This is a genomic window from Dyadobacter soli, assembly GCF_900101885.1.
GTDB lineage: Bacteria > Bacteroidota > Bacteroidia > Cytophagales > Spirosomataceae > Dyadobacter > Dyadobacter soli.
In genome coordinates this window covers 160,022-180,031 of record NZ_FNAN01000017.1, presented here as the reverse complement: position 1 = coordinate 180,031, position 20,010 = coordinate 160,022, and the positions used below count along the sequence as shown (strand labels likewise).

The following is a 20,010-nucleotide window of genomic DNA, read 5'->3' as shown; positions in this document are numbered from 1 at the left end:
TTCTGACGTTGCCGAGAGGTTATCCTTCGATGTCGCCAAGTAGCATAAGTGTTATGCCGTATTGCTGCAATAGTTGGTAGGCAAAATTGCGAATTGTATCAACTCTCGCATCATTGTCTCTACCAGTATATTCTGACATACCATTTTCCTGCCTAAACTTGACTATAAATTCGGCGAAGCTTTCTGCCGTAAAACCAATATTGGATGAATTGTAAAAATAATTCAGTATACGATTCATCTGTGTTGATAACCGAAAATCACCTTGCCGTAATTCGCCACCGTGCCAGGCCACATCACCACCTGTCTGTGAATAGGAATAATGATGTTCGTGAGTGTCCACCAGTGTATGTGGAGGTATAGAAATATGATGACGTAAAAAAGGATTATTCCCTAGCAGAATGTTCTTTCTGATTACCGCATCGTGTACTGCCAGTTCTCTATGTAAAAATGGATCAAACGGGCTCAATCTCATATACCACTTTGGGTGCATCAATTTATAATATTCCGAATCATTTAGTGTCAGAGGAGCTATATAGAGGCTAAACTGGTCAGGAGGCTGATTTAATTTAAAAAGAATGTTATGCTGAAAATCTGTTGCCATTCGAGCCTGACGGCGTAACTGGAAATAGAGAATAGGATTACCCGATAAGTTGTTTTCTTCCCGATACTGAATGATCCGCGTTAACGGGGTTCTGACAATTCTATCAGTAAATGATCGTTCTGGTTTTAGGCCCTGGGAGACTTTGAATTGCATATATATCGGCAGGAACCGGTTGAATAACTTGTCCGCACCGGTAAGTTGCTCATTCACTGAAATCAACCTAAATCTTGCCGACCATATAGGAGTGATGCAGCCTAGGTATGATGCCACATCAGATTCAATTTGATTCTCACTTAGCTGGCTCCTAAGTCTAAATGCCATAGTCTCGGTTTTTCAAATGACTGGTAACAATACGCTTGTGTTGAGAGCCAATCTATCACGCTCGAAGAATTCTAAACTTTACCATTAGAAAGGTGATACCAGCTTATTACTTACTCAGATATTGTGTAATGCCTCATGGTTGTATTTGGATAATCTGCTTCCTTACTTGGCTATCGAGCGAACTTTGATCGGAAATTTTGTTGATTCTTAGCGGTCGTAGATCGGATAAATAATATGAAGATAAGCGTTATGGTGTTGTGCGAAAAAATCGGATTGGGCGGAAGCTGTCATTGGTGCACCGAGGCCATATTTCAATCATTGAAAGGCGTGATCCATGTTAGCCAGGGGTGGATTGCGTTCGATGATAACCCAACCCGGTTTTCCGAAGCCATCGTGGTCGAATTCGATCCGGCTCAAATATCACTGAAAACACTGATCGAAATCCACCTCCATACCCACAGCTGTACGTCCGACCACTCCATGCAATCCAAATACAGATCTGCTGTCTATGCATTTACCGACGAGCAACGTTCCTTCGCAAGTCAGGCCATTGAGAAATTGCAAGCGGATTTTTACCAAAGTATTATCACTGAGGTAACGCCGTTCGGCGAATTTGAGCTGAATGATGAGAAGTATCTGGATTACTATTCGAAAAATCCTGACAAGCCTTTCTGTAAGACGTTCATTGATCCGAAGTTGAAGATTTTGTTGCGCCAGTTTTCAAATCATTTAAGACCAATGAATTGAACCGCTGAGTTTTAAGCTATCATTAAATTTATCTATGGCAACGATGAAAGAAGTTCCGACCCTCTATGAGTGGGCGGGTGACATGCAAACATTTGAAACGCTGTTCGCACGATTTTATGAGAAGGTTTTAAAGGATGAACTGTTGGGCGATGTATTCAAGGATATGTCCCCGGAACATCAAACGCACGCCGCTCATTTCGTCGCCGAAGTCTTTGGCGGGGAGAAATTGTATACCACGCTAGACAATGGAAGCCACGCGTCGATGATAGGAAAACACATCGGCAAGATGCTCACCGAAGAAAAACGGCAGCGTTGGGTGCAGCTATTGTTACAAACGGCTGATGAAGTCGGCCTAAAAAGTGACCCTGAATTTCGCTCTGCATTTGTGGGATATATTGAATGGGGAACAAGATTGGCCGTCATCAACTCGCAGTTGACAGAAAATCCGATAACTGAAAGCGAGCCAATGCCAAAATGGGGATGGGGTGAAACTGGGGGCCTTACATTGTTGATGAAGGCAAATAGCGGTCAACTGACCATACGAGGCACCTAATTATCCTATTTAGAATATAGACAATGTCAATTTCTTTTCAGTAGTTTGCGCCCTCAAAGAGAAACAGTCTCAGTGGGCTCCCAATTTAAGCAGATCAGAAGAAGTCGATATTTGGCAACAGTTCTCGTGTTGCTTTTAACTGCCCGTAGCCTATATGCACAGTCTGGTGACAGTTTAAGTCGCGAACTGATAATCGACTTCGAAGTGCGACCACGCGCTGAATACCGCGATAATTTCATGTGGACGCCTGCCGATACCGTCATGCCGGAATTATTCGCAACACAGCGAAATCGTCTTAGCATTACATACCGTACAAATCGCCTCAGGCTCCACGCCTCTCCACAGGAAATCCATGTTTGGGGTAAATCTGGTCGATTCTCCGAGGTAGGCAACCTGAATTTTTTCGAGGCATATGCAGAACCTGGCATTTCAAAGTACCTTTCTGTTCGGATCGGCAGGCAGGCATTATCGCTCGACAATGGCAGAATATTCTCAGCAGCCCCCTGGGGACAGCAAAGCCGCTCGCATGAGGGCATCCGTTTTCTTTATAAAAAGAAGCTTGAAACAGATTTGACCGTTGCCTTTACCAGGCCATACGCCAAACGTTTTGATCCCGCATTTTCACCCGTTGCTGCGCATAATTATAAATATTTGTTTGTCCACCATCTCAAACATAAACTGACAAACCAGTTTACTCTGACAACCATCAATGCCCTGGATGTATTCCGTCGGGCAACGGGTGATCAGCAATACTATCGGCGCATCACCAATGGCGGGCGATTGGAATACAGCAAACAGTGGTTTTATGCAACAGTGAATGCGTACTACCAATACGGGCAAAATGCGGCGTCGAAAAAAATCAGGGCCTATTACATTCAGCCGGAAGTCAGCGCGAACACAGGCAAAACATTGTTCCGGCTGGGTGCCGAAATATTGAGTGGAAGTAATAGCAGAACTCCGGGTAATGTGTCGGCGTCTTTTGTGCCGCTTTATGGTGTGGCCTGGAAATTCATGGGCAATATGAATTTGTTTACCCGGTTCCCTGCTGATGTGAACGACAAAGGTCTGGTTAATCCCTATTTGTTCATCATTCATCAGGCCGGTAAGAAGCTATCTCTTCGGGCGGATTCCCATTTATTTTACTCGCAATATCCGTTGCTCTCCGGCGAACGGGCGATCGATGGGACTTATCTGGGATTTGAAAGTGATCTGTCCTTAAATTACAAACCGGTCAAAGCCTTGGAAATCATTTACGGGTTTTCTTTTACAATTGCTGATAAACGCATGGAACTGCTCAACAAAGTTCCGGATTCCGGGAAGGTGCCGGTTTGGAGTTATTTAATGATATCTTTCGCTCCGCGGCTTTGGTATCAGAAATGGTGACGGCTTAAACCAAATCTGATACCAAAATCTTAATTAAAAGCTTCCCTAAATTATGGCTGATCTGTAATATCTATCTCTCAGCCAGAAAGCTACGTTGACCAGGGCAATCAAAGCCGGTACTTCTACCAGCGGGCCAATCACACCAACAAATGCCTGACCCGAATTGATACCAAACACGCCAATAGTGACAGCAATAGCTAATTCGAAGTTGTTGCCAGAAGCGGTGAACGCAATAGATGCATTCTGAGCGTAATCAGCCCCGCGTGACTTTGCTATGAAGAAACTCGCCAGGAACATGATCACAAAATAGATTACGAGTGGAATGGCAATTAGAAGTACATCTCCGGGCAACTGAACGATCAGCTCACCTTTTAGGCTGAACATTAAAACGATGGTGGCCAGCAGCGCAATTAATGTCACCGGCGAGATGATGGGTAAGAATTTCGTTTCATACCAGTTTTCACCTTTCAACGCGGTCAGTCCGATACGACTTAGCATGCCAGCCGCGAACGGAATTCCCAGGTAAATGCCGACGCTCAAAGCAATTTCACCGATCGTTATGTCGACCGTCAGCCCTTTCAGACCGATTAAAGGCGGCAATATTGTGATAAAGAAATAGGTATAAAAACTGTACAATAGCACTTGAAACACGCTATTCAGGGCAACCAACCCGGCTGCATATTCCCGGCTACCTTCCGCAAGCTCGTTCCATACCAATACCATCGCTATGCAACGCGCCAGGCCAATCAGTATCAATCCGACCATGTATTCAGGATGATTGGGCAGAAAGACTACCGCGAGTACGAACATTAGTACTGGCCCGACAATCCAGTTCAGCAGAAGGGAAACGGTCATTACCCGGGTGTTTCGAAATACCTCGCCCATCTTGTTATATTTCACTTTGGCTAACGGCGGATACATCATCAGGATCAAACCTATTGCCAGCGGCATATTGGTGGTGCCACTGGAAAACCGGTTGATATAGGCAGGCACCGATGGTACAACATTTCCAAGGATAATACCCAAAGCCATTGCAAGGAAAATCCAAAGCGTTAGGTAGCGATCTAAAAAGCCGAGTTTCTTGCGATTGGCCGCTGGGGCGCAGTTGTTGGCAGACATCGATTATAGGTTTTCTTTTACAAAGTTTTCGGCGTACGCTTTCACCTGCTCACGAACGGCCCTGAATTCATTCATGATCTCTTCCACTGTACCCGTTGCTTTGGCAGGATCGGGAAAGTTGTGGTGCATTTTCTTTGCGTTGGTAGGAAAGTAAGGGCAGCGCTCTTTGGCGTTATCACAAACTGTGATGACGAAATCAAAATCGATGTCGCCGTATTCATCGATGTGATTGGAAGTATGATGAGAAATATCGATCCCGTCTTCCGCCATGATCGCGATGGCTTTGGGGTTCACCCCATGTGTTTCTACCCCAGCACTGTAAATGGTGGCTTTATCTCCCGCAAAATGCCTCAAATAACCCTCTGCAATCTGGCTCCGGCAACTGTTACCGGTGCATAGCACTAAAACTTTTTTCATGTTTACTTAATTGATTCCTATGGTTTTACTTCTGCGCTCCAACAGGTTGACATTCCGCCAGATACCATTTATTTTACCGATTTTTTCCCGGTAGCCGATGATGCGGAAACCATTGCTTTCATGGAGCCTGATACTTGCGGGATTTTCTGGAAAAATACCGGCCTGCAATGTCCAATACCCGTTGTCTTCACTTTCAATGATCAAATGCTTTAAAAGCAGGTCGCCTACTTTTCGTCCTCTGAAAGCTTCGGCTATGTAAATGCTCACTTCCGCAACCCCGGCATAAACGCACCTGCCCGAAACCGGCGTTAAGGCAGCCCAGCCCGAGACTTCGCCGTGATCAGCGAAGGCTACATACCGGAGATTTGCTACGTGGGACTGATCCCACACTTCCCATTCCGGCGGACTTGTTTCAAGCGTTGCTTGGCCAGTAGCGATACCCTGAGCATAGATTTCCCGAACGGCGGGCCAATCGTCGGGTAAAAGTTCTCTGATTGTCATCGAAATGCTGTTTTAGGATGATTTATTAACAGCATCCGCCACCCGGCGTGCAACAAGACGCTTCCTCACCGACCACAACCAGCTGAGGTTCCTCCTTTTTGTCAGCCGGGCCGCAGCAGGATGCATCGGCGGGCGACGTTCCGCAGCTCTGATTGCGCGTAAGTGCTTTGCATTGGGTGAAATCGGGAACCAGATTTACTGTGAATGCTTCCTCGTCGGTAATAAACTCTCCCGGATACATTTGGCGCGTGTCGAACTTTGAGTTTCCAAATTCAATTTTCACTACTGCATTCGGATTTAGCTGCAACGATTTCTCCACAAGGCTGACAATTTTGAGTGCTTTGCCCACTTTCATCGCACGCTCGACCTCTTTAACGGAAGGTTCCCATAACTGCACGATCACTTCTGTCCAGCTGTTCATCACTCCGCCGCAGTCAACCGAGACAATCGGAGCCTGCTTAATTTCGGTGATATGGTAGGAGCTGTCTACAAACTTACCGGCTTCATACTCGAATTGCAGGTGCAGGTCAGGGTTTTCTTCGAGCGTACTTTTAAACTCGCCCCAGGTCATAGGGCGGTGCGCAATTGGATTTGATGGATTCGTCATAAGTCAACATTTTTATTGTAATATTACGATTGATTTACTCAAAAAAACACCCGCTTAATTGCAGCAGGTGACGCTCTCGAATGATTCCAGCACCGAGCCGAATGCTTGCCGGGCCTCTTCCCATACCGGCGGATTAATACAATAACAAACGCGCGGCGGGTTGATTTCGCCTTGGATAATCCCAATCCGCTTCAATTCTTTCAAATGTTGCGAGACCGTCGCCTGAGCGAGTTCCAGCTCATCCACCAGATCGCCACAAACACAGGCTTTGCGGGCGACCAGCAGCTGTAAGATCGCCACCCGCGCGGGATGCGCGAATGCCTTGGCCAAGTCGGCAATGCGGTTCTGTTCTTCGGTGAATATTTCAGTTTTTGTAAGTCCCATAGTGCAAACATAAGACAAAAAATATAAATCGCAATATTACGATTTATATTTTTTTGACCGGTTGCGTGGAATCTGCTTTGATGGCAAGCGTTGTTGTTGGTACAGATCTTTCATTTAGAATATCAAATAAACGTCTTCGCTAAAATGGGAAACAAAGATGTCTTACTGGCAGCTAATGCCGCAGTAATGAGGGGTGATAACGAAGGATTTTTAGCATTCTGTATAGATACCGTCGTATGGAATTTCGTCGGAGAGCAGACATTGAGCAGCAAGGCAGCTGTGCGGCAGTATTTGACTGACACCTATTTGGAGCCGCCGAAGTTTGATGTCGAAACCCTGATCGCAGAAGGCGACTACGTTACAGCGGTCGGCAAAATCGATTTGAAGGGCCGGGACGGAATACTGTTACATTATTCATACTGCGACGTCTGGCGGTTCGAAGATGGAAAGATGGCTGAATTGACCGCATTTGTCATTGAGATCAAATAAGGAAATCTAAAAATCTTTCCCAACCTAGCCCGATTCTGATGAGCCAGCCCCTAGTCGCTACACTAGCAATTTCCCCGGTTTCACAGGCATATTTCGATGATTTGCGAACGCAGTATTTTCTGAAGCTACTGCTTTCCTCTGCAATAGCCTTGGTCTTAAATCGCCAGAACTGGCCGATCTCCGATTTGTAGGGCTCGCAAATCAAAACACCCTGCTCGCCTCTGCCGACGCGGTACAGCTCCGGATGCTTTTTATAATCGACATCCGGCTTCCAGGAATAGGCCTCCTCGTCAAAGTTCAAGTAAGATGGAGTTTCTTTTGGTCGTCGCTTACCCATTCGTTCCTACCTGGGCTTATTGTTTTCATTTCTTCTCATCTCATCTTTTCGCATCGGCATCGCATCAATCAGCCCAAATAGCTTCTCAGCACTCACCACTTCACTCGACCTCAACTTTTCGCCTCCGTCACGGCCTACTAATATGAAAGTGAATGCATTGACACTATCGACGTCCCACTTTTTCCATTCGGACAAATCGTTCCAAGTGGATGAATATTGGGATACCTTGATATCACGCTCCCGAATGTCTTTTCGACGTGCATCCAGGATCGCCATCTGTGATTTCTGCTTTTCTAAACCGCTGTTTGTGTAGAAAAGCAAAACTTGGCGCGGAGACTCAGCTGCGATTATTGCGATCATCATTATTCCGAATAGTGTTTTCATACAGCTTCTATATAAAATACTCTGCCAGATGGATGTATCTTGGCAAATGCTATTTCCGAGACAGCAAAAGCAAATAGAAAACCACCATGATTGATTTCCGAGCCGCAAGAATTGATGATCTGACGTTGCTACAACATTGGGACGAACAACCTCATACGGTTGCTTCCGATCCGAACGACGATTGGGGATGGGAGACCGAACTGCTGCGCTGCCCTCCATGGCGCGAGCAACTAATTGCCGAGCTGGACGGTCGCCCGATCGGTTTTGTGCAAATCATTGATCCTTTAATAGAAGATGGACATTATTGGGGCAATGTAGCCCCTAACCTTCGCGCGATAGATATTTGGATTGGTGAGGCTAGTGACCTCGGTGAAGGTCATGGTACTGAAATGATGCATCAGGCCATTGCCCGCTGTTTCGCATCGCCCGAAGTGACGGCAATTATCATCGATCCACTTGCATCCAATGTGAGAGCCAGAAAATTTTATGAAAAACTAGGCTTTTCTTTTGTTGAAAACCGCACGTTCGATAAGGACTTTTGCGCAGTCTACCAACTCGATCGCAATGATTGGGAGAAAAAGTGGAATTGACCATAATTCAAACTTACGAATGACTGTAAGACAGAATTGCCTTCTCAAACAACCCGGGCACTCGGTCCTGTAATTCGGAAATCATTGCACTGAATGTCCTAGCCTTTTTGATCGCTAGTCGACGGCTCGGAGCCCAAAACGTTCCAACGAGATCAAACTCCCAACCAATTCTCCTTCTGAATTTCAAATTTGTTACGAGCTCCGAAATATTGTTTTCCAGGCTGATTTCATCCAGATTATTGCTGACACCATCAATCACTTCCAATTCGCCTCCCTGGCTTTTCAGACGGATCAAGAAAGGTGTCATGCCTACCTCAATCAGTTGATGATATCGGTCAAGCTGGATATCGGTTTCAGTTCTGAGAATTGGCTTAACCCCCATACCACCTTCAACGAAATCGTTTAACCGGCACGCCAGTTTGAAAGCACTTGCAAATTCAGAGAACGCTGCAATAGGCCTCTCATCCCCAGCTTCAAACGGATAAACCGACCAAATCCAATCAGAGTTGTCGATTTTCTCGAAGTCGGCATCAGAGATACCAATTATCCGAAATATCTCCTTGTCAGTTGTTTGAAGCACTGAGTCCATGATATTAGAAGTTTGTTGATGAAGAAAGTTTGAAGATATTTTCAGTATCATTTACATGATCTCAAAAGTATCTTTTTCTATTCATAGACTCAAGTCACAGCCACATTAAATTTTCTCTGTCGACTACCAAACTTCGATTAGCATTTGTAAATTACTCATACTCTGAGGTCAAAGTTTAGAAAGGCGGTCGTTCAGCTCATTCAATCCCGACTTAAGCAAGCACTCGTTTGAAAATGTGGTCAGTTCCTCCTTCGATTCGGGCGAACAAATGTCAATCAAGTTTACTGAGTCGGCGGATGCCTCCGACGATAAAGCCTTGTTGATTGCCTGGCTCAACAGCAATACATTTCTCCGACTGATTTTTAAGTCGATCTTTATCGGATCATTCATGCCGGGGATACTCATGATGGTATCATACACACTTACCAGTTCTTTCGCGTTCATCATGTTTTGGATTTAATTTTGATCTTCCAAATTTATAAAATGCGTCTGAAACGATCCTAAGGAGAATTTTCTCAGGATTGTGGGTGCATATGTCAAACAGAAACTCCCGCCGACGGTCCGTTTCCGAACGCTAGCAGGAGTTCAAATGCTGGTTGACGGTACCCTAGTTTTGGAGTTGAGATAATACCTCCGGGAGCGAGGTGATCCCCCAGTGTTCAAAATACTTGCCGTCTTTTACCCTGACGATATCAATCACGTCAATGTTAACTGCCCGTCCCGTAGCCGGGATACCTAAAAGGGCTCCGCTTTGAGTTCCGCTAATTGTTTTGCGCGTTGTCACCAAATCACCTTCTGAAATCTGCTGGTGGATGGTTACATGGATGTCAGGCATTGCCGGGCGAAGGATTTCATTGAAAAAGTAAATCATACCTGCCGGGCCGTTATCCATACCCTCAGGTGCAGAGCGATTGATAAATTGTTCGTCCATCAGCGCTTTGAAGCTTTCAAGATTACCTTCGGCGATTACTTCCTGGTTGAAGCGGCGGACGACTGCTTTGTTTTCGGTCATTGTTTCCATCATTGCTATGTTTGTTTGATGGTCCAAAAGTACCGTTGCGCCCAGCGAGGGTGTTAGGGATAGACGGCCAAGATCTACGGCGAAACGTTCAAATACATTTGCTGGTAGTCGCTGGGCGTGCTGCCAAAGTGGTTCCGGAATGCTTCCGAAAAGCTTGAATGATTTTGATAACCGACTTTCATATAAATGCCGGAAGGGCTTTCATCGTAAGATCTCAATAAGTCGGCGGCCAGTTCGAGTCTTTTGGCGAGCAGCCATTTTTGAGGTGATGTTTGATAGATCTCGTTAAACTTCCTTTTGAATGTCGAAGTGCTCATGTGGCAGAGAAATGCCAGGTCATCCACCGTAGTCGGCTGACCGATCTGACTTTCGACCACTTTCTTGATCTGCAATTGCTGTCGATCGCGTGTGATGATTTGAATGGAGTGAAACCTTTGAGGATCGGCATGAAGCATATATAACAACAGCTCTTCGATCCGAAGTTGCCGGACTTCAGCGGGCAATGTACCGCCACAGCTGAGCAAGGACATCAGCGACGTAATGAAGTGGCTTATAAAGCTGTCCTGTTTGAAAATCAAAAAAGGTTGCCTGCTTGCTGTCGGAGTATTGCCTTTTATTAAATGCTCATATTTGATCAGGAAACGGTTAAACACTTCATTGCTAAAATAAAAGAGAACACTTGTAAACCGATCCGTCCCGACAAGCAGCTCGGATGCAAGCACATTCCCGGTAGACAGGACAACCAGCTCGCCAGCCTGAACTACTGCCGTCGCATCCGGATAAATGATCGTCTTCGTTCCGCTAACAAGAACGTTAATCATATTCTGATTGAGGACAATCCTGTTTTTGACTGAATTGCGATCGGAATTGTAAAAACGGATCGCGACCTCATCCGACTGCGATGGACCGTCATCTAAAAGATCATCAGGCAAGTTGTAAGTATTCATTTGGAAATCTATGTTTCTTCTTCATCCGCTAAAATAATCCACGTAGGTGCGTGGTCGCTGGACTTTTCCCAGCCGCGGACGTGTTTATCCACGCCCGCCGCGACCAGACGCGGAGCGATTTGCGGACTCAAAAGTAAATGATCTAAGCGGAGACCGGCATCCCGTCCGTAGGCATTTCTAAGATAGTCCCAGAAAGTATAAATAGTTTCGTCTGGATGCAGATGCCTGATCGAATCGATCCACCCTTGGCCGACCAATTCCTTATAAGCTTTGCGAGGCTCCGGGAAAAACAATGCATTATCCGCCCATCGCTCAGGTTTGTAAACATCCTTTTCTGTTGGAATGACATTGTAATCACCTGCCAGTACCACCGGAACTTCCTCCGACAACAGATATTTCGCATGTTTCTTTAATCGCTTAAACCACGCCATTTTATAATTGAACTTTGGTCCCGGCGCAGGGTTTCCGTTTGGCAAATAAAGGCAACAAACCAGCATCCTGCCGACGATCGCTTCGATGTACCGGCTATGCAAATCACTGTCATCGCCTGGAAGCGAGTTTCGAACTTCTTGTAGTGGGAGCTCCTTTGAAAGTATTGCGACGCCGTTCCACATTTTTTGCCCATGCCAAATGGAATTGTATCCTGCATCCAACAACGCCCGCTCCGGAAACTTGTCTTGCGGCGCTTTCAATTCTTGCAAACACACAACGTCAGGCTTAGCTTCTTCGAGCCATTTTAACAGAACCGGAAGGCGGCCATTAACGCCGTTGATATTGAAAGTCGCAATCTTCATTTGAAACTGTGTTAGCTATGTTTTTGACCAGAAAAATTAGACCAGACAAGTTTGCCAACTTTGACAGACGCGGCGCATTTCCAGCTTGGTTGTTCCTAGGGAGAATTTACATAGGATAGGTGTCTGAATTTCAGCCTCTTTATTTTCGCCAATACGAACTAAATAACGACTGAAATGTGGGATAGAGCGAGGGAGCAATGTCAACTATTAACGTTGGCTAAAATCAAAGAGTTTGATATGGTTGACTACTTGTTTGAGCTCGGGTTTGAACCAGTCAATATCAGGAATGTCGACCATTGGTATTTGTCGCCATTCAGAAATGAATGGACGGCCTCATTCAAAGTGAATCGGCAATTGAACCGTTGGTATGATCACGGAATTGGCGTGGGAGGAAATCTGGTGGATTTCGCAGTAACGTTCTATCAATGTTCAGTTCGTGAAGTCGTCAGGATTTTTTCAGATTATCTATCATTTCATCAACCGACAACACATACGGCTCCGAACATCTCGACTGTGAGCCGACGGAATATTGAGATCCTTTCTAGTGGTGTCTTGACGAGCCCGTCGTTAATACGGTACATTTCGTCACGATGCATCCCAGGAGAAATTGCTGCCCGTTACTGCCAGCAGATCTATTACAAAGTACGAGAGCGAAAGTATTTCGCTGTTGGTTTAAAAAATGATTCAGGTGGCTATGAACTGCGTAATTCTTTTGCCAAAGTTGCCAGCAGTCCCAAGGATATAACCACGATTCAAAACGGAGCGTCAGTGGTATCTGTCTTCGAAGGATTCTTTGATTTTTTATCCTATAAAACCATCACGGCAAACGCCAGCGAGATGCGGGAAGACTATGTGATCCTAAACTCAGTCTCCTTTTTTGGCCGGTCTAAAGATTTCCTGGAAAGACACGAGCAAATTAACCTTTACCTCGACCGCGATACTGCCGGTTTTAAGTGCAGCTCGTCCGCTAGGGAGATCAGCGAAAAGTACAAGGATGGAAGTCCGCTCTATGAGGGGTTCAAAGACCTTAACGAATGGCTCATTAGTAAGACTCCGGAAAATGATTTCTGATCTCAGCCATAATCAGATCTTTCGAAAAGCGAGCCTATCAAAAATCCGGAGGATTGCCTCTTAACCGCAATCGGCCAGATGTCAGGTTGTATCACAACCTTAGGATCTGGCCGCCCAAGCGCTCCGAAGTCGCTGGCGGGGGTATCGTAAAATCAGACACAAAAACATCAATCAAATACAGGTATGGAAAAGACAGAGGAGAACCGAAATAAGTGGCTTCATATCCGGTTGACGACCACAGAAAGTGAGTTGATTCGAAGAAAAGTACAACGAACAACCTGTCGTAAGATCAGTGACTACGCAAGGAAAATTATACTGTCCGAGCCCATTACGGTCAATTATCGCAATGAGTCCCTGGACTTGCTAATGTCAACATTGATAGAGCTTCGCCGAGAACTTTCAGCTATTGGTAACAACTTTAATCAGGCAGTCAAGAGGCTTCAAACGCTCTCGCAAATCAGCGAATACAGTTCCTGGTTAACCGAGTATGAGCAGGACAAAAAAGCAGTCTTAAAAATGATTGAAACCATCCAGTTGGAGATCAGTAAAGCAGCGAAAACATGGTTGCAATAATTAAGACAGGTAACTCGATCAGGCAGACGTTTCACTACAATGAGAACAAGCTGAAAGAAGGTATTGCAGAGTGCATTATGGCAGCAAATTATCCCGACGAAGCGATCAATTTATCGGAGAAGCAACGGCTAAATATGCTGTTAAAACTTGCTGCCCTGAATGAGAATGTCACCCGAAATGCAGTCCATATCTCTTTGAACTTCGACCCATCAGAGCAACTTTCCCAGTCAGATTTAAAAGAGATTTCGCAGTCTTATATGGACAAGATCGGCTTTGGAAACCAACCGTTTCTCGTGTATCAACACCATGATTCTGGTCACCCACACATCCATATTGTGTCGGTAAAAATTGCGGCAGACGGTCGTCGGATTGAGACTCAAAACATCGGAAGAAACCAGTCAGAGAAAGCAAGAAAGCAGATTGAAATCGACTTCAATTTAGTGAAAGCTGATGAGCGAAAAAGAGATTCCTTCGTGATTAGGCCAGCGATGGTCAAGGCCAATTATGGTAAGACTGAAACAAAAAGGGCCATATCTAATGTGCTCTCGGGCGTGATAGATCAGTACAAATTCACATCCATTCCAGAGTTAAATGCTGTCTTAAATCAGTTCAACGTAGCTGCCGACAGGGGCAGTGAGGATTCCAGGACTTACAAAAAAGGAGGCTTGAATTACCGGCTTATCAATGAGCGAGGTGAGCGAGTCGGCGTTCCCATTAAAGCAAGCGATTTCGCACAGAAGCCGACGTTAAAAAATTTATTGGAGCGCTTCGAGGCAAATGAGCAGAAGCGCCAACCCGATAAGAACCGAGTCAAAAATACGATCGATTTTGCTCTGCTCGGGAAGGCCAATACCACTTTGGAAAAGCTCACAAGCCAGCTAAGGAGAGAAGGGATCGAAACAGTAATTCGGCAGAATGATGCTGGCCAGATTTACGGAATCACCTACGTAGACCACAGAACACGATCCGTATTCAACGGCAGCTCTCTGGGAAAAAGTTATAGCGCAAAGGCCATTCAAGAGCGATGCGCGCCTCATGAAAACCGTCCTGCTTACGAACATCTAAACCGGCAGAAACTTTCCGCAGACCCCGCCAATGCCAATAGAAATGAAGCTCTCGGTGGATTTTACGGCGGCGATTTACGGCCTAGCAGCAGTGAGATAAATGCCGCCGATGTGCTCTTTGATCCTGCAAAACAGGATGGCTCGACGCCGAGCCAGTTACGCTCGAAACGACGTAAAAAGAAAAAAGGTCTGTCTCGTCTGTCTCAACAACTCTAAAATAGCGAATCAATATGGCTTCAAATACTGGTGAAAACGATCAGAGTCTTCGGAAGATTACTGATATGACGAGATTGGTCAGCCTTACAGTGCTGGCTCTTCATTTTTACTTTTTCTGCTATCAGGCATTCTTTGAATGGGAGCTTACATCGTCTATCTCCGACAGGATTTTAGACAAAATAGCACGCTCTGGTCTACTATCATCACCGTTGAAATCGAAGGCCATTGCGCTGGGATTTTTACTTATTTCTTTGGTGGGTATCAAAGGTAAGAAAAGCGAGAACGTCAATTCAAGGAGTGGCTTTGTACAATTAGCGTCGGGCCTATTGTTGTATTTCATAAGCACATTAATACTCAGGCTTTTGATTCCCAACACAGCTCTGACAATATTGTATATTCTGGTCTGTTCGGCTGGTTTTCTGATGATTCTTTCGGGTGGCAGCCAATTTTCGAAAATTATCAGAAGCCGACTGAGCAATGATATTTTCAACAAGTACAGTGAGACCTTTCCGCAATTTGAAGACCGCATTGAGAATGAGTTTTCAATCAATTTATCCGCCGAATACAGATATAGGAACAGATTCCGAGGGAGTTGGATCAATATAATCAATCCATTTCGAGGGCTATTAGTTTGCGGCTCGCCGGGTTCTGGAAAAACCCATTTTGTTTTCCGGCACGTGATCGCTCAGCACATCGCCAAGGGCTATTCCATGTTTGTTTATGATTTCAAATACAACGATTTGTCGATCTTAGCGTACCGCGCTTGGGCCGAGAACAAGCAGCATTATGAGGTTAGCCCTGAGTTCTATACAATCAATTTTGACGATCTTTCCCGAAGTCACAGGTGTAACCCATTGGATGCTGAAAGCATGACTGATATCACCGACGCGGTAGAGTCAGCGAGAACAATACTAATGGGATTAAACCGCGAATGGATCAAGCGACAGGGTGATTTCTTCGTGGAATCATCAATCAACTTTATGACTGCGGTGATATGGTTCTTGCGCCGATACCAGGGCGGCGAATACTGTACGCTACCTCATGTGATTGAACTCATGCAGATGGATTACGATCGCCTTTTTACCATTTTACGTGCGGAAAAGGAGATCGAAGTTTTCGTCAATCCTTTTGTAACTGCGTATCTCAACGAAGCCATGCAGCAATTGGAAGGTCAAATTGGGTCGACCAAAATCGCCCTTGCTCGATTGGCTTCTCCGCAGCTTTATTATGTATTATCGGGTAATGATTTCTCCCTGGATATTAATAATCCAGAGCATCCCAAAATCTTGTGTATGGGCAATAACCCACAGAAAATTCAGACCTACGGGGCTGTGCTTTCCTTATATATTACGCGCCTGGTCAAACTGGTTAATCAACCCAAACGGCTGAAATGCAGTCTTGTCTTTGACGAGTTCCCCACCGTATACCTGAATAACATGGACACGCTTATCGCAACTGCCAGGTCCAATAAGGTCGCGACTACAATCGGCATTCAGGATTTCAGTCAGCTTAAGAAAGATTATGGCCGGGAGTATGCCGAGGTGATCATGAACATTACAGGAAATGTCATAAGTGGGCAAGTGAGTGGCGAAACTGCCAAGCAACTGTCGGAACGTTTCGGGAAAATTATGCAGGATCGGACGGGACTTTCAATTAACAGAATGGACACGTCTGTTAGCAAATCGCAGCAATTGGAATTGGCAATTCCTCCCTCCACCATTGCTTCATTAAGCTCCGGGGAGTTCGTGGGTTTTGTCGCAGACAACCCTGACCAGCGGATAGACCTGAAAGGTTTTCATGCGAAATTCACGACACCGACCCAAACTGCAAGTGCAAAAGATGATAGTTCTCAATTGCCAATCGTACGTCACGTTGACTCGAATATCGTCCAGCAGAATTACCTTCAAATTAAAAGAGAAGTGGATGAAATAGTGCAGTCTGAAATGCGGCGTATTCTTGAAGATCCTTCACTACAACACCTAATTGTTCGAAAAAACAACGATTGAGACCAGCTATTCTCAAAGTTTAAGCACCTTTAAATTAATAGGCTGAGAGTCACAACGATACCTCTTTATGCGCATCGCACGTGCAAATAATTCTAATAAAATTCTAATAAATTCTTTATGGTTTCCGTAAATGTTATTTAAGTTCGCAGATCCTCCTCGCTGTTTAACAGGACTTGTTTCACCAAAATCTTTGATGATGACGGAAGCGACAGCGAAAGACAAAGGGTTGATTATCGACATTCTGACCCAATCTTTTCAAGACAATCAAAGCGTAAATTATCTCATCCCGTCCGACGGTCGGAGACTCAATCGCATTCGCGCTTTGATGGACTATTCGTACGAAACATGCAAGCTTTTCGGTAAGGTCTACCTGTCGGACGACAAAAAGGGATGTGCGTTGGTGTCGTTCCCCGAACGTAAGAAAACAACTTTAAAGTCGCTTTTATTAGAGGTCAAATTGATCTTGAATGGTATTGGTTTTGGAAACATTTCCAAGGCCATTAGCCGAGAAAAGGCGATTTCGAAAAATTATCCCGCTGATCCAATCTACTACCTCTGGTTCATTGGCGTGCGCCCCGATAGCCAGAACAACGGCGTCGGGAAACAGTTGATGCGAGACCTTGTAGCTGAGTCGGAACGAATGAAACGACCAATCTATTTGGAAACTTCCACAGTCAAAAATCTGCCGTGGTATAAGAAGTTCGGGCTCGACGTCTATAATCAGCTAGACTTTGGATACAATCTCTTTCTCATTAGAAATGGTCAATAGAAATGCGCGTTGGAGGTACAGATATGCACGTGGTGACGCTCGTGTTCATCATACTCGAACTGATTATGTTCGTGTATCAATTCTTTTATTATCTATCGCATCCCAGAGATAAGCGAAGGCTTTATTACCTTGGTTTGCTTCTTTTTTTGATTTCGAAGAACATCGCAAGCGGCTTCTTCCCAGATCCAAATCTTAGCAGCCCGCCCATTGTGGTTCAATATGCCATCGCCTATGGGATGGGATTTTTGATGGGAGCATATTTTCCATTCTATTTCTATAAAGCATTTGAGCTGAATAGGCTCCGTTGGCATGCGCTCTACGGCGTTCCACTCTTCATTCTACTACCTTTCGCGGTTATTTTTCCTTTGAAGTTCCTGTACGACGGCGATATAGACCATGCTATCAATTACGGCATGGTCATACCTGCTGCCTATGCGTTAGTACTTCTTTATACAATACAGCAATCCATTCAGGATAAGTATAAGAAAGACATCCAGGATCGGCGCTTCTTTGAAGTGACGGCAGTCTATCTTGCCGTCGTTCCCTGGGCATCTCTTCCATTTTTTGCGTTTTTCAGGATCCACCAGGTTCCGGAAGCTTTACTAACGAACGTCGGCTTTATTGTAATCACAGTCTTGTTCATCAGGCGCTCAATACGGGAGAGCCGTGAAGAATACGAACAACTGTTAAAACTCGCGAGCGCTGATGGCAGCGACTCATTGTCGAAGCTTGATTTAATCGAGCAAATGATCCAGCAGTTGGAGGCAAACGGTATCTCACCCACTCAGCGGTTTGAGATAAATCTCAGTACAGTCGGGTTGACTTCACGCGAAAAAGAGATCGTTCGCCTTGTACGATTCGGAAAGGCATATAAGGACATTGCCAACGAACTTTATATCTCCGAACGGACCGTTAGCAAACATATTCAAAACGTTTATGAGAAGCTCGGCGTCTCCAATCGAGTCGAGCTACTCAACCGGCTACAAATTTGGGAAAATGGCTAATACAACCAACGCAGGTCGAAATACGTGTTTTTGCGTAGACGATTTGCGTCTTTTTGCGTAGTCCCGGAACCTTTAAATAGTTGTTTTCTCGTATTTCTTCCGCGACTTAAATCCCTGAGTTTTGTCCCAGATATTCATCACGTAATTAATGACTAGCGTATGGGACATGAGTATGCTTTAGACTGGTTAGACCAAATGGTTAACGAGCTAGATCCATGGAGAACAGAGCCGGAAAGTTTGGACGACGAACAATCCATAGCGATCGTAGAAAAAGCCACACAGGAAGAGAAACGACTAATCCTGTTGTTCAAACAGTTTGTCTTTCAGGAACAAAAACACCGGCAAATAAAAAATACAGTAAATCAGTATCTCTGTGCGGCGGTGAGCCTGATGAAGACTGCGAGCAACAATTTAAATCAAATTCCGGCCAGAGCTGACAACTTTCGTCTTGCACTCGAAAGTGTTCTTTCCTGTCTTGGCGGTGTGTCTGCATTTATCATCAAGCGTTACAAAAATCTTGTAGATCGAGACCTCTCGCTGGACATGCTTAGCATTGATACTAGTGCCCACGATTTCCGTAAGCTTGGGAACCTCGGCGTTATGCGGGATAATCCGGAACTATCAGAACTAGTGATTGGAGCATTTAGTGATATTTTCTTGAATCGCCGTGGTGGTGAGATCACGATCGGGAAGGTGGATTATTGGGTCAGTGTTAGTAACGCAGTCAGTTTCTTCGATGTTTCGCCGGCGACGACCGAGCTATTCGACCGCTTGGAAGTGATCATGATTGAGCGAAATTTCAATTCGCCACTGTTTGTCAAATATTTGACATCTAAATTCTCTCATATGGTGGACATTCCTGGCGATTCCTCCCTGGCAATGCAGAATCTTGCCCTTTTACAAAAAACCTTCAATCAAATTCCTGTTATGAAGGACATGATTTTTAGCAATCATTTCGACGATCTAAGCCTGACGATCAATACATGGTTTATTGAAGAGATTGACTTTCGGTCAAAAGTTACTCGTCCCGCTGTGGCTGAGCTTGACGATCGTTCTTTCAAGAAGGCCAGAAAGTATGAGAGAAAGACCTCAGATAAGGTGATTTGCAATCTCACGGTCGATCAACTATCACTATTTTTCAAAGCCGCCGATCTTTCCAATATTATATCAGCGCGTTCATTATCAGCAATCTTTCAATCTGTGGCACCTTATCTGTCCACGCCACATCGCGCCGATATCTCTCACAGTAGTCTTAGAGTAAAGAGCTATTCGGTTGAGGAAAGGGATAAATCGTTGCTGATCGACATAATGACCAGATTGACTGAGCAAATTAAGGAGTTGTGATAGGCAGAATGATTGATATTATCTGTCGCACTAAGATAATCCCATTACAGATCAATGGCATAGCTTTTTTGTACCAGTGACTATTGATTTATTACTTAACACTATAACAGTCATGGGAATCAAGACAGGACCTAAAAAAGTTGCCAAGTCGACGGGAGAACCAGACAAGCGCCAACGGG

Annotated in this window: 23 protein-coding genes and 2 pseudogenes; 12 read left to right on the top strand and 13 right to left on the bottom strand. The window is 45.0% G+C overall.

What is annotated here, in order from left to right; genetic code table 11:
* Positions 1 to 19: 19 nt before the first annotated feature.
* Positions 20 to 922, bottom strand: coding sequence for a hypothetical protein (locus BLQ88_RS26155; protein ID WP_090155954.1), 903 nt, complete (start codon positions 920 to 922; stop codon positions 20 to 22).
* A gap of 234 nt (positions 923 to 1,156) precedes the next feature.
* Between BLQ88_RS26155 and BLQ88_RS26150 the strand changes: the two genes are divergently transcribed.
* From BLQ88_RS26150 to BLQ88_RS26140, 3 genes are all read left to right on the top strand, one after another.
* Complete coding sequence (locus BLQ88_RS26150) at positions 1,157 to 1,669, top strand: peptide-methionine (S)-S-oxide reductase (protein WP_229212870.1); 513 nt, start codon at positions 1,157 to 1,159, stop codon at positions 1,667 to 1,669.
* A 34-nt stretch (positions 1,670 to 1,703) separates the two neighbouring features.
* Positions 1,704 to 2,222: a group II truncated hemoglobin gene (locus BLQ88_RS26145; protein WP_229212869.1), complete on the top strand. Its 519-nt coding sequence runs from the start codon at positions 1,704 to 1,706 to the stop codon at positions 2,220 to 2,222.
* Between the two features lie 72 nt (positions 2,223 to 2,294).
* On the top strand, positions 2,295 to 3,605 hold the full coding sequence (locus BLQ88_RS26140; protein WP_229212868.1) for an alginate export family protein: 1,311 nt from the start codon (positions 2,295 to 2,297) through the stop codon (positions 3,603 to 3,605).
* 45 nt (positions 3,606 to 3,650) lie between these two features.
* Here BLQ88_RS26140 and arsB read toward each other — a convergent pair whose 3' ends face one another.
* From arsB to BLQ88_RS26115, 5 genes are read right to left on the bottom strand one after another with little or no spacing between them, the layout of a single operon-like run.
* Positions 3,651 to 4,724, bottom strand: coding sequence for an ACR3 family arsenite efflux transporter (gene arsB / locus BLQ88_RS26135; protein ID WP_090155952.1), 1,074 nt, complete (start codon positions 4,722 to 4,724; stop codon positions 3,651 to 3,653).
* Between the two features lie 3 nt (positions 4,725 to 4,727).
* Positions 4,728 to 5,141, bottom strand: coding sequence for an arsenate reductase ArsC (locus BLQ88_RS26130; RefSeq protein WP_090155951.1), 414 nt, complete (start codon positions 5,139 to 5,141; stop codon positions 4,728 to 4,730).
* Between the two features lie 6 nt (positions 5,142 to 5,147).
* Complete coding sequence (locus tag BLQ88_RS26125) at positions 5,148 to 5,642, bottom strand: GNAT family N-acetyltransferase (protein WP_090155950.1); 495 nt, start codon at positions 5,640 to 5,642, stop codon at positions 5,148 to 5,150.
* A gap of 25 nt (positions 5,643 to 5,667) precedes the next feature.
* Positions 5,668 to 6,249: a DUF6428 family protein gene (locus BLQ88_RS26120; RefSeq protein ID WP_090155949.1), complete on the bottom strand. Its 582-nt coding sequence runs from the start codon at positions 6,247 to 6,249 to the stop codon at positions 5,668 to 5,670.
* Positions 6,250 to 6,303: 54 nt separating this feature from the next.
* Positions 6,304 to 6,633: an ArsR/SmtB family transcription factor gene (locus BLQ88_RS26115; protein ID WP_090155948.1), complete on the bottom strand. Its 330-nt coding sequence runs from the start codon at positions 6,631 to 6,633 to the stop codon at positions 6,304 to 6,306.
* A gap of 144 nt (positions 6,634 to 6,777) precedes the next feature.
* On the opposite strand from BLQ88_RS26115, the gene BLQ88_RS26110 reads away from it, so the two are divergent.
* Positions 6,778 to 7,122 carry a nuclear transport factor 2 family protein gene (locus BLQ88_RS26110; RefSeq protein WP_090155947.1) on the top strand — a complete coding sequence of 115 codons (345 nt, stop codon included), beginning with the start codon at positions 6,778 to 6,780 and terminating at the stop codon, positions 7,120 to 7,122.
* A gap of 127 nt (positions 7,123 to 7,249) precedes the next feature.
* On the opposite strand, the pseudogene BLQ88_RS37605 reads toward BLQ88_RS26110, so the two are convergent.
* Positions 7,250 to 7,459, bottom strand: a pseudogene (locus tag BLQ88_RS37605) (DUF4385 family protein); the annotation flags it as partial.
* Between the two features lie 6 nt (positions 7,460 to 7,465).
* Positions 7,466 to 7,843, bottom strand: a complete 378-nt coding sequence (locus tag BLQ88_RS26100) for a DUF4174 domain-containing protein (protein WP_090155946.1) — start codon at positions 7,841 to 7,843, stop codon at positions 7,466 to 7,468.
* 86 nt (positions 7,844 to 7,929) lie between these two features.
* On the opposite strand from BLQ88_RS26100, the gene BLQ88_RS26095 reads away from it, so the two are divergent.
* Positions 7,930 to 8,433 carry a GNAT family N-acetyltransferase gene (locus BLQ88_RS26095; RefSeq protein WP_090155945.1) on the top strand — a complete coding sequence of 168 codons (504 nt, stop codon included), beginning with the start codon at positions 7,930 to 7,932 and terminating at the stop codon, positions 8,431 to 8,433.
* A 13-nt stretch (positions 8,434 to 8,446) separates the two neighbouring features.
* Here BLQ88_RS26095 and BLQ88_RS26090 read toward each other — a convergent pair whose 3' ends face one another.
* The 5 genes from BLQ88_RS26090 to xth form a co-directional block, all read right to left on the bottom strand.
* On the bottom strand, positions 8,447 to 9,022 hold the full coding sequence (locus BLQ88_RS26090; protein WP_143016935.1) for a hypothetical protein: 576 nt from the start codon (positions 9,020 to 9,022) through the stop codon (positions 8,447 to 8,449).
* A gap of 168 nt (positions 9,023 to 9,190) precedes the next feature.
* Positions 9,191 to 9,469, bottom strand: coding sequence for a hypothetical protein (locus tag BLQ88_RS26085; protein ID WP_090155943.1), 279 nt, complete (start codon positions 9,467 to 9,469; stop codon positions 9,191 to 9,193).
* A 160-nt stretch (positions 9,470 to 9,629) separates the two neighbouring features.
* Entirely contained in the window at positions 9,630 to 10,046 is a 417-nt protein-coding gene (locus tag BLQ88_RS26080; RefSeq protein WP_090155942.1) for an ester cyclase, read from the bottom strand.
* A 71-nt stretch (positions 10,047 to 10,117) separates the two neighbouring features.
* Positions 10,118 to 10,990: a helix-turn-helix domain-containing protein gene (locus BLQ88_RS26075; RefSeq protein ID WP_090155941.1), complete on the bottom strand. Its 873-nt coding sequence runs from the start codon at positions 10,988 to 10,990 to the stop codon at positions 10,118 to 10,120.
* A gap of 8 nt (positions 10,991 to 10,998) precedes the next feature.
* Positions 10,999 to 11,784, bottom strand: coding sequence for an exodeoxyribonuclease III (gene xth / locus BLQ88_RS26070; RefSeq protein WP_090155940.1), 786 nt, complete (start codon positions 11,782 to 11,784; stop codon positions 10,999 to 11,001).
* Between the two features lie 174 nt (positions 11,785 to 11,958).
* Between xth and BLQ88_RS26065 the strand changes: the two genes are divergently transcribed.
* The 7 genes and pseudogenes from BLQ88_RS26065 to BLQ88_RS26035 all read left to right on the top strand — a co-directional run bounded on the left by BLQ88_RS26065 (position 11,959) and on the right by BLQ88_RS26035 (position 19,831).
* Positions 11,959 to 12,855, top strand: coding sequence for a DUF8464 domain-containing protein (locus tag BLQ88_RS26065; RefSeq protein WP_090155939.1), 897 nt, complete (start codon positions 11,959 to 11,961; stop codon positions 12,853 to 12,855).
* Between the two features lie 165 nt (positions 12,856 to 13,020).
* Positions 13,021 to 13,428, top strand: a pseudogene (locus tag BLQ88_RS26060) (plasmid mobilization protein); the annotation flags it as partial.
* Complete coding sequence (locus BLQ88_RS26055) at positions 13,416 to 14,708, top strand: relaxase/mobilization nuclease domain-containing protein (RefSeq protein WP_090155937.1); 1,293 nt, start codon at positions 13,416 to 13,418, stop codon at positions 14,706 to 14,708. The pseudogene BLQ88_RS26060 and the gene BLQ88_RS26055, both read left to right, overlap by 13 nt.
* Before the next feature lie 14 nt (positions 14,709 to 14,722).
* On the top strand, positions 14,723 to 16,714 hold the full coding sequence (mobC, locus tag BLQ88_RS26050) for a conjugal transfer protein MobC (protein WP_090155936.1): 1,992 nt from the start codon (positions 14,723 to 14,725) through the stop codon (positions 16,712 to 16,714).
* Between the two features lie 193 nt (positions 16,715 to 16,907).
* On the top strand, positions 16,908 to 17,483 hold the full coding sequence (locus tag BLQ88_RS26045; RefSeq protein WP_218132956.1) for a GNAT family N-acetyltransferase: 576 nt from the start codon (positions 16,908 to 16,910) through the stop codon (positions 17,481 to 17,483).
* 2 nt (positions 17,484 to 17,485) lie between these two features.
* Complete coding sequence (locus tag BLQ88_RS37460) at positions 17,486 to 18,487, top strand: helix-turn-helix transcriptional regulator (RefSeq protein ID WP_090155935.1); 1,002 nt, start codon at positions 17,486 to 17,488, stop codon at positions 18,485 to 18,487.
* Positions 18,488 to 18,646: 159 nt separating this feature from the next.
* Positions 18,647 to 19,831: a hypothetical protein gene (locus BLQ88_RS26035; protein WP_090155934.1), complete on the top strand. Its 1,185-nt coding sequence runs from the start codon at positions 18,647 to 18,649 to the stop codon at positions 19,829 to 19,831.
* Positions 19,832 to 20,010 lie beyond the last annotated feature (179 nt).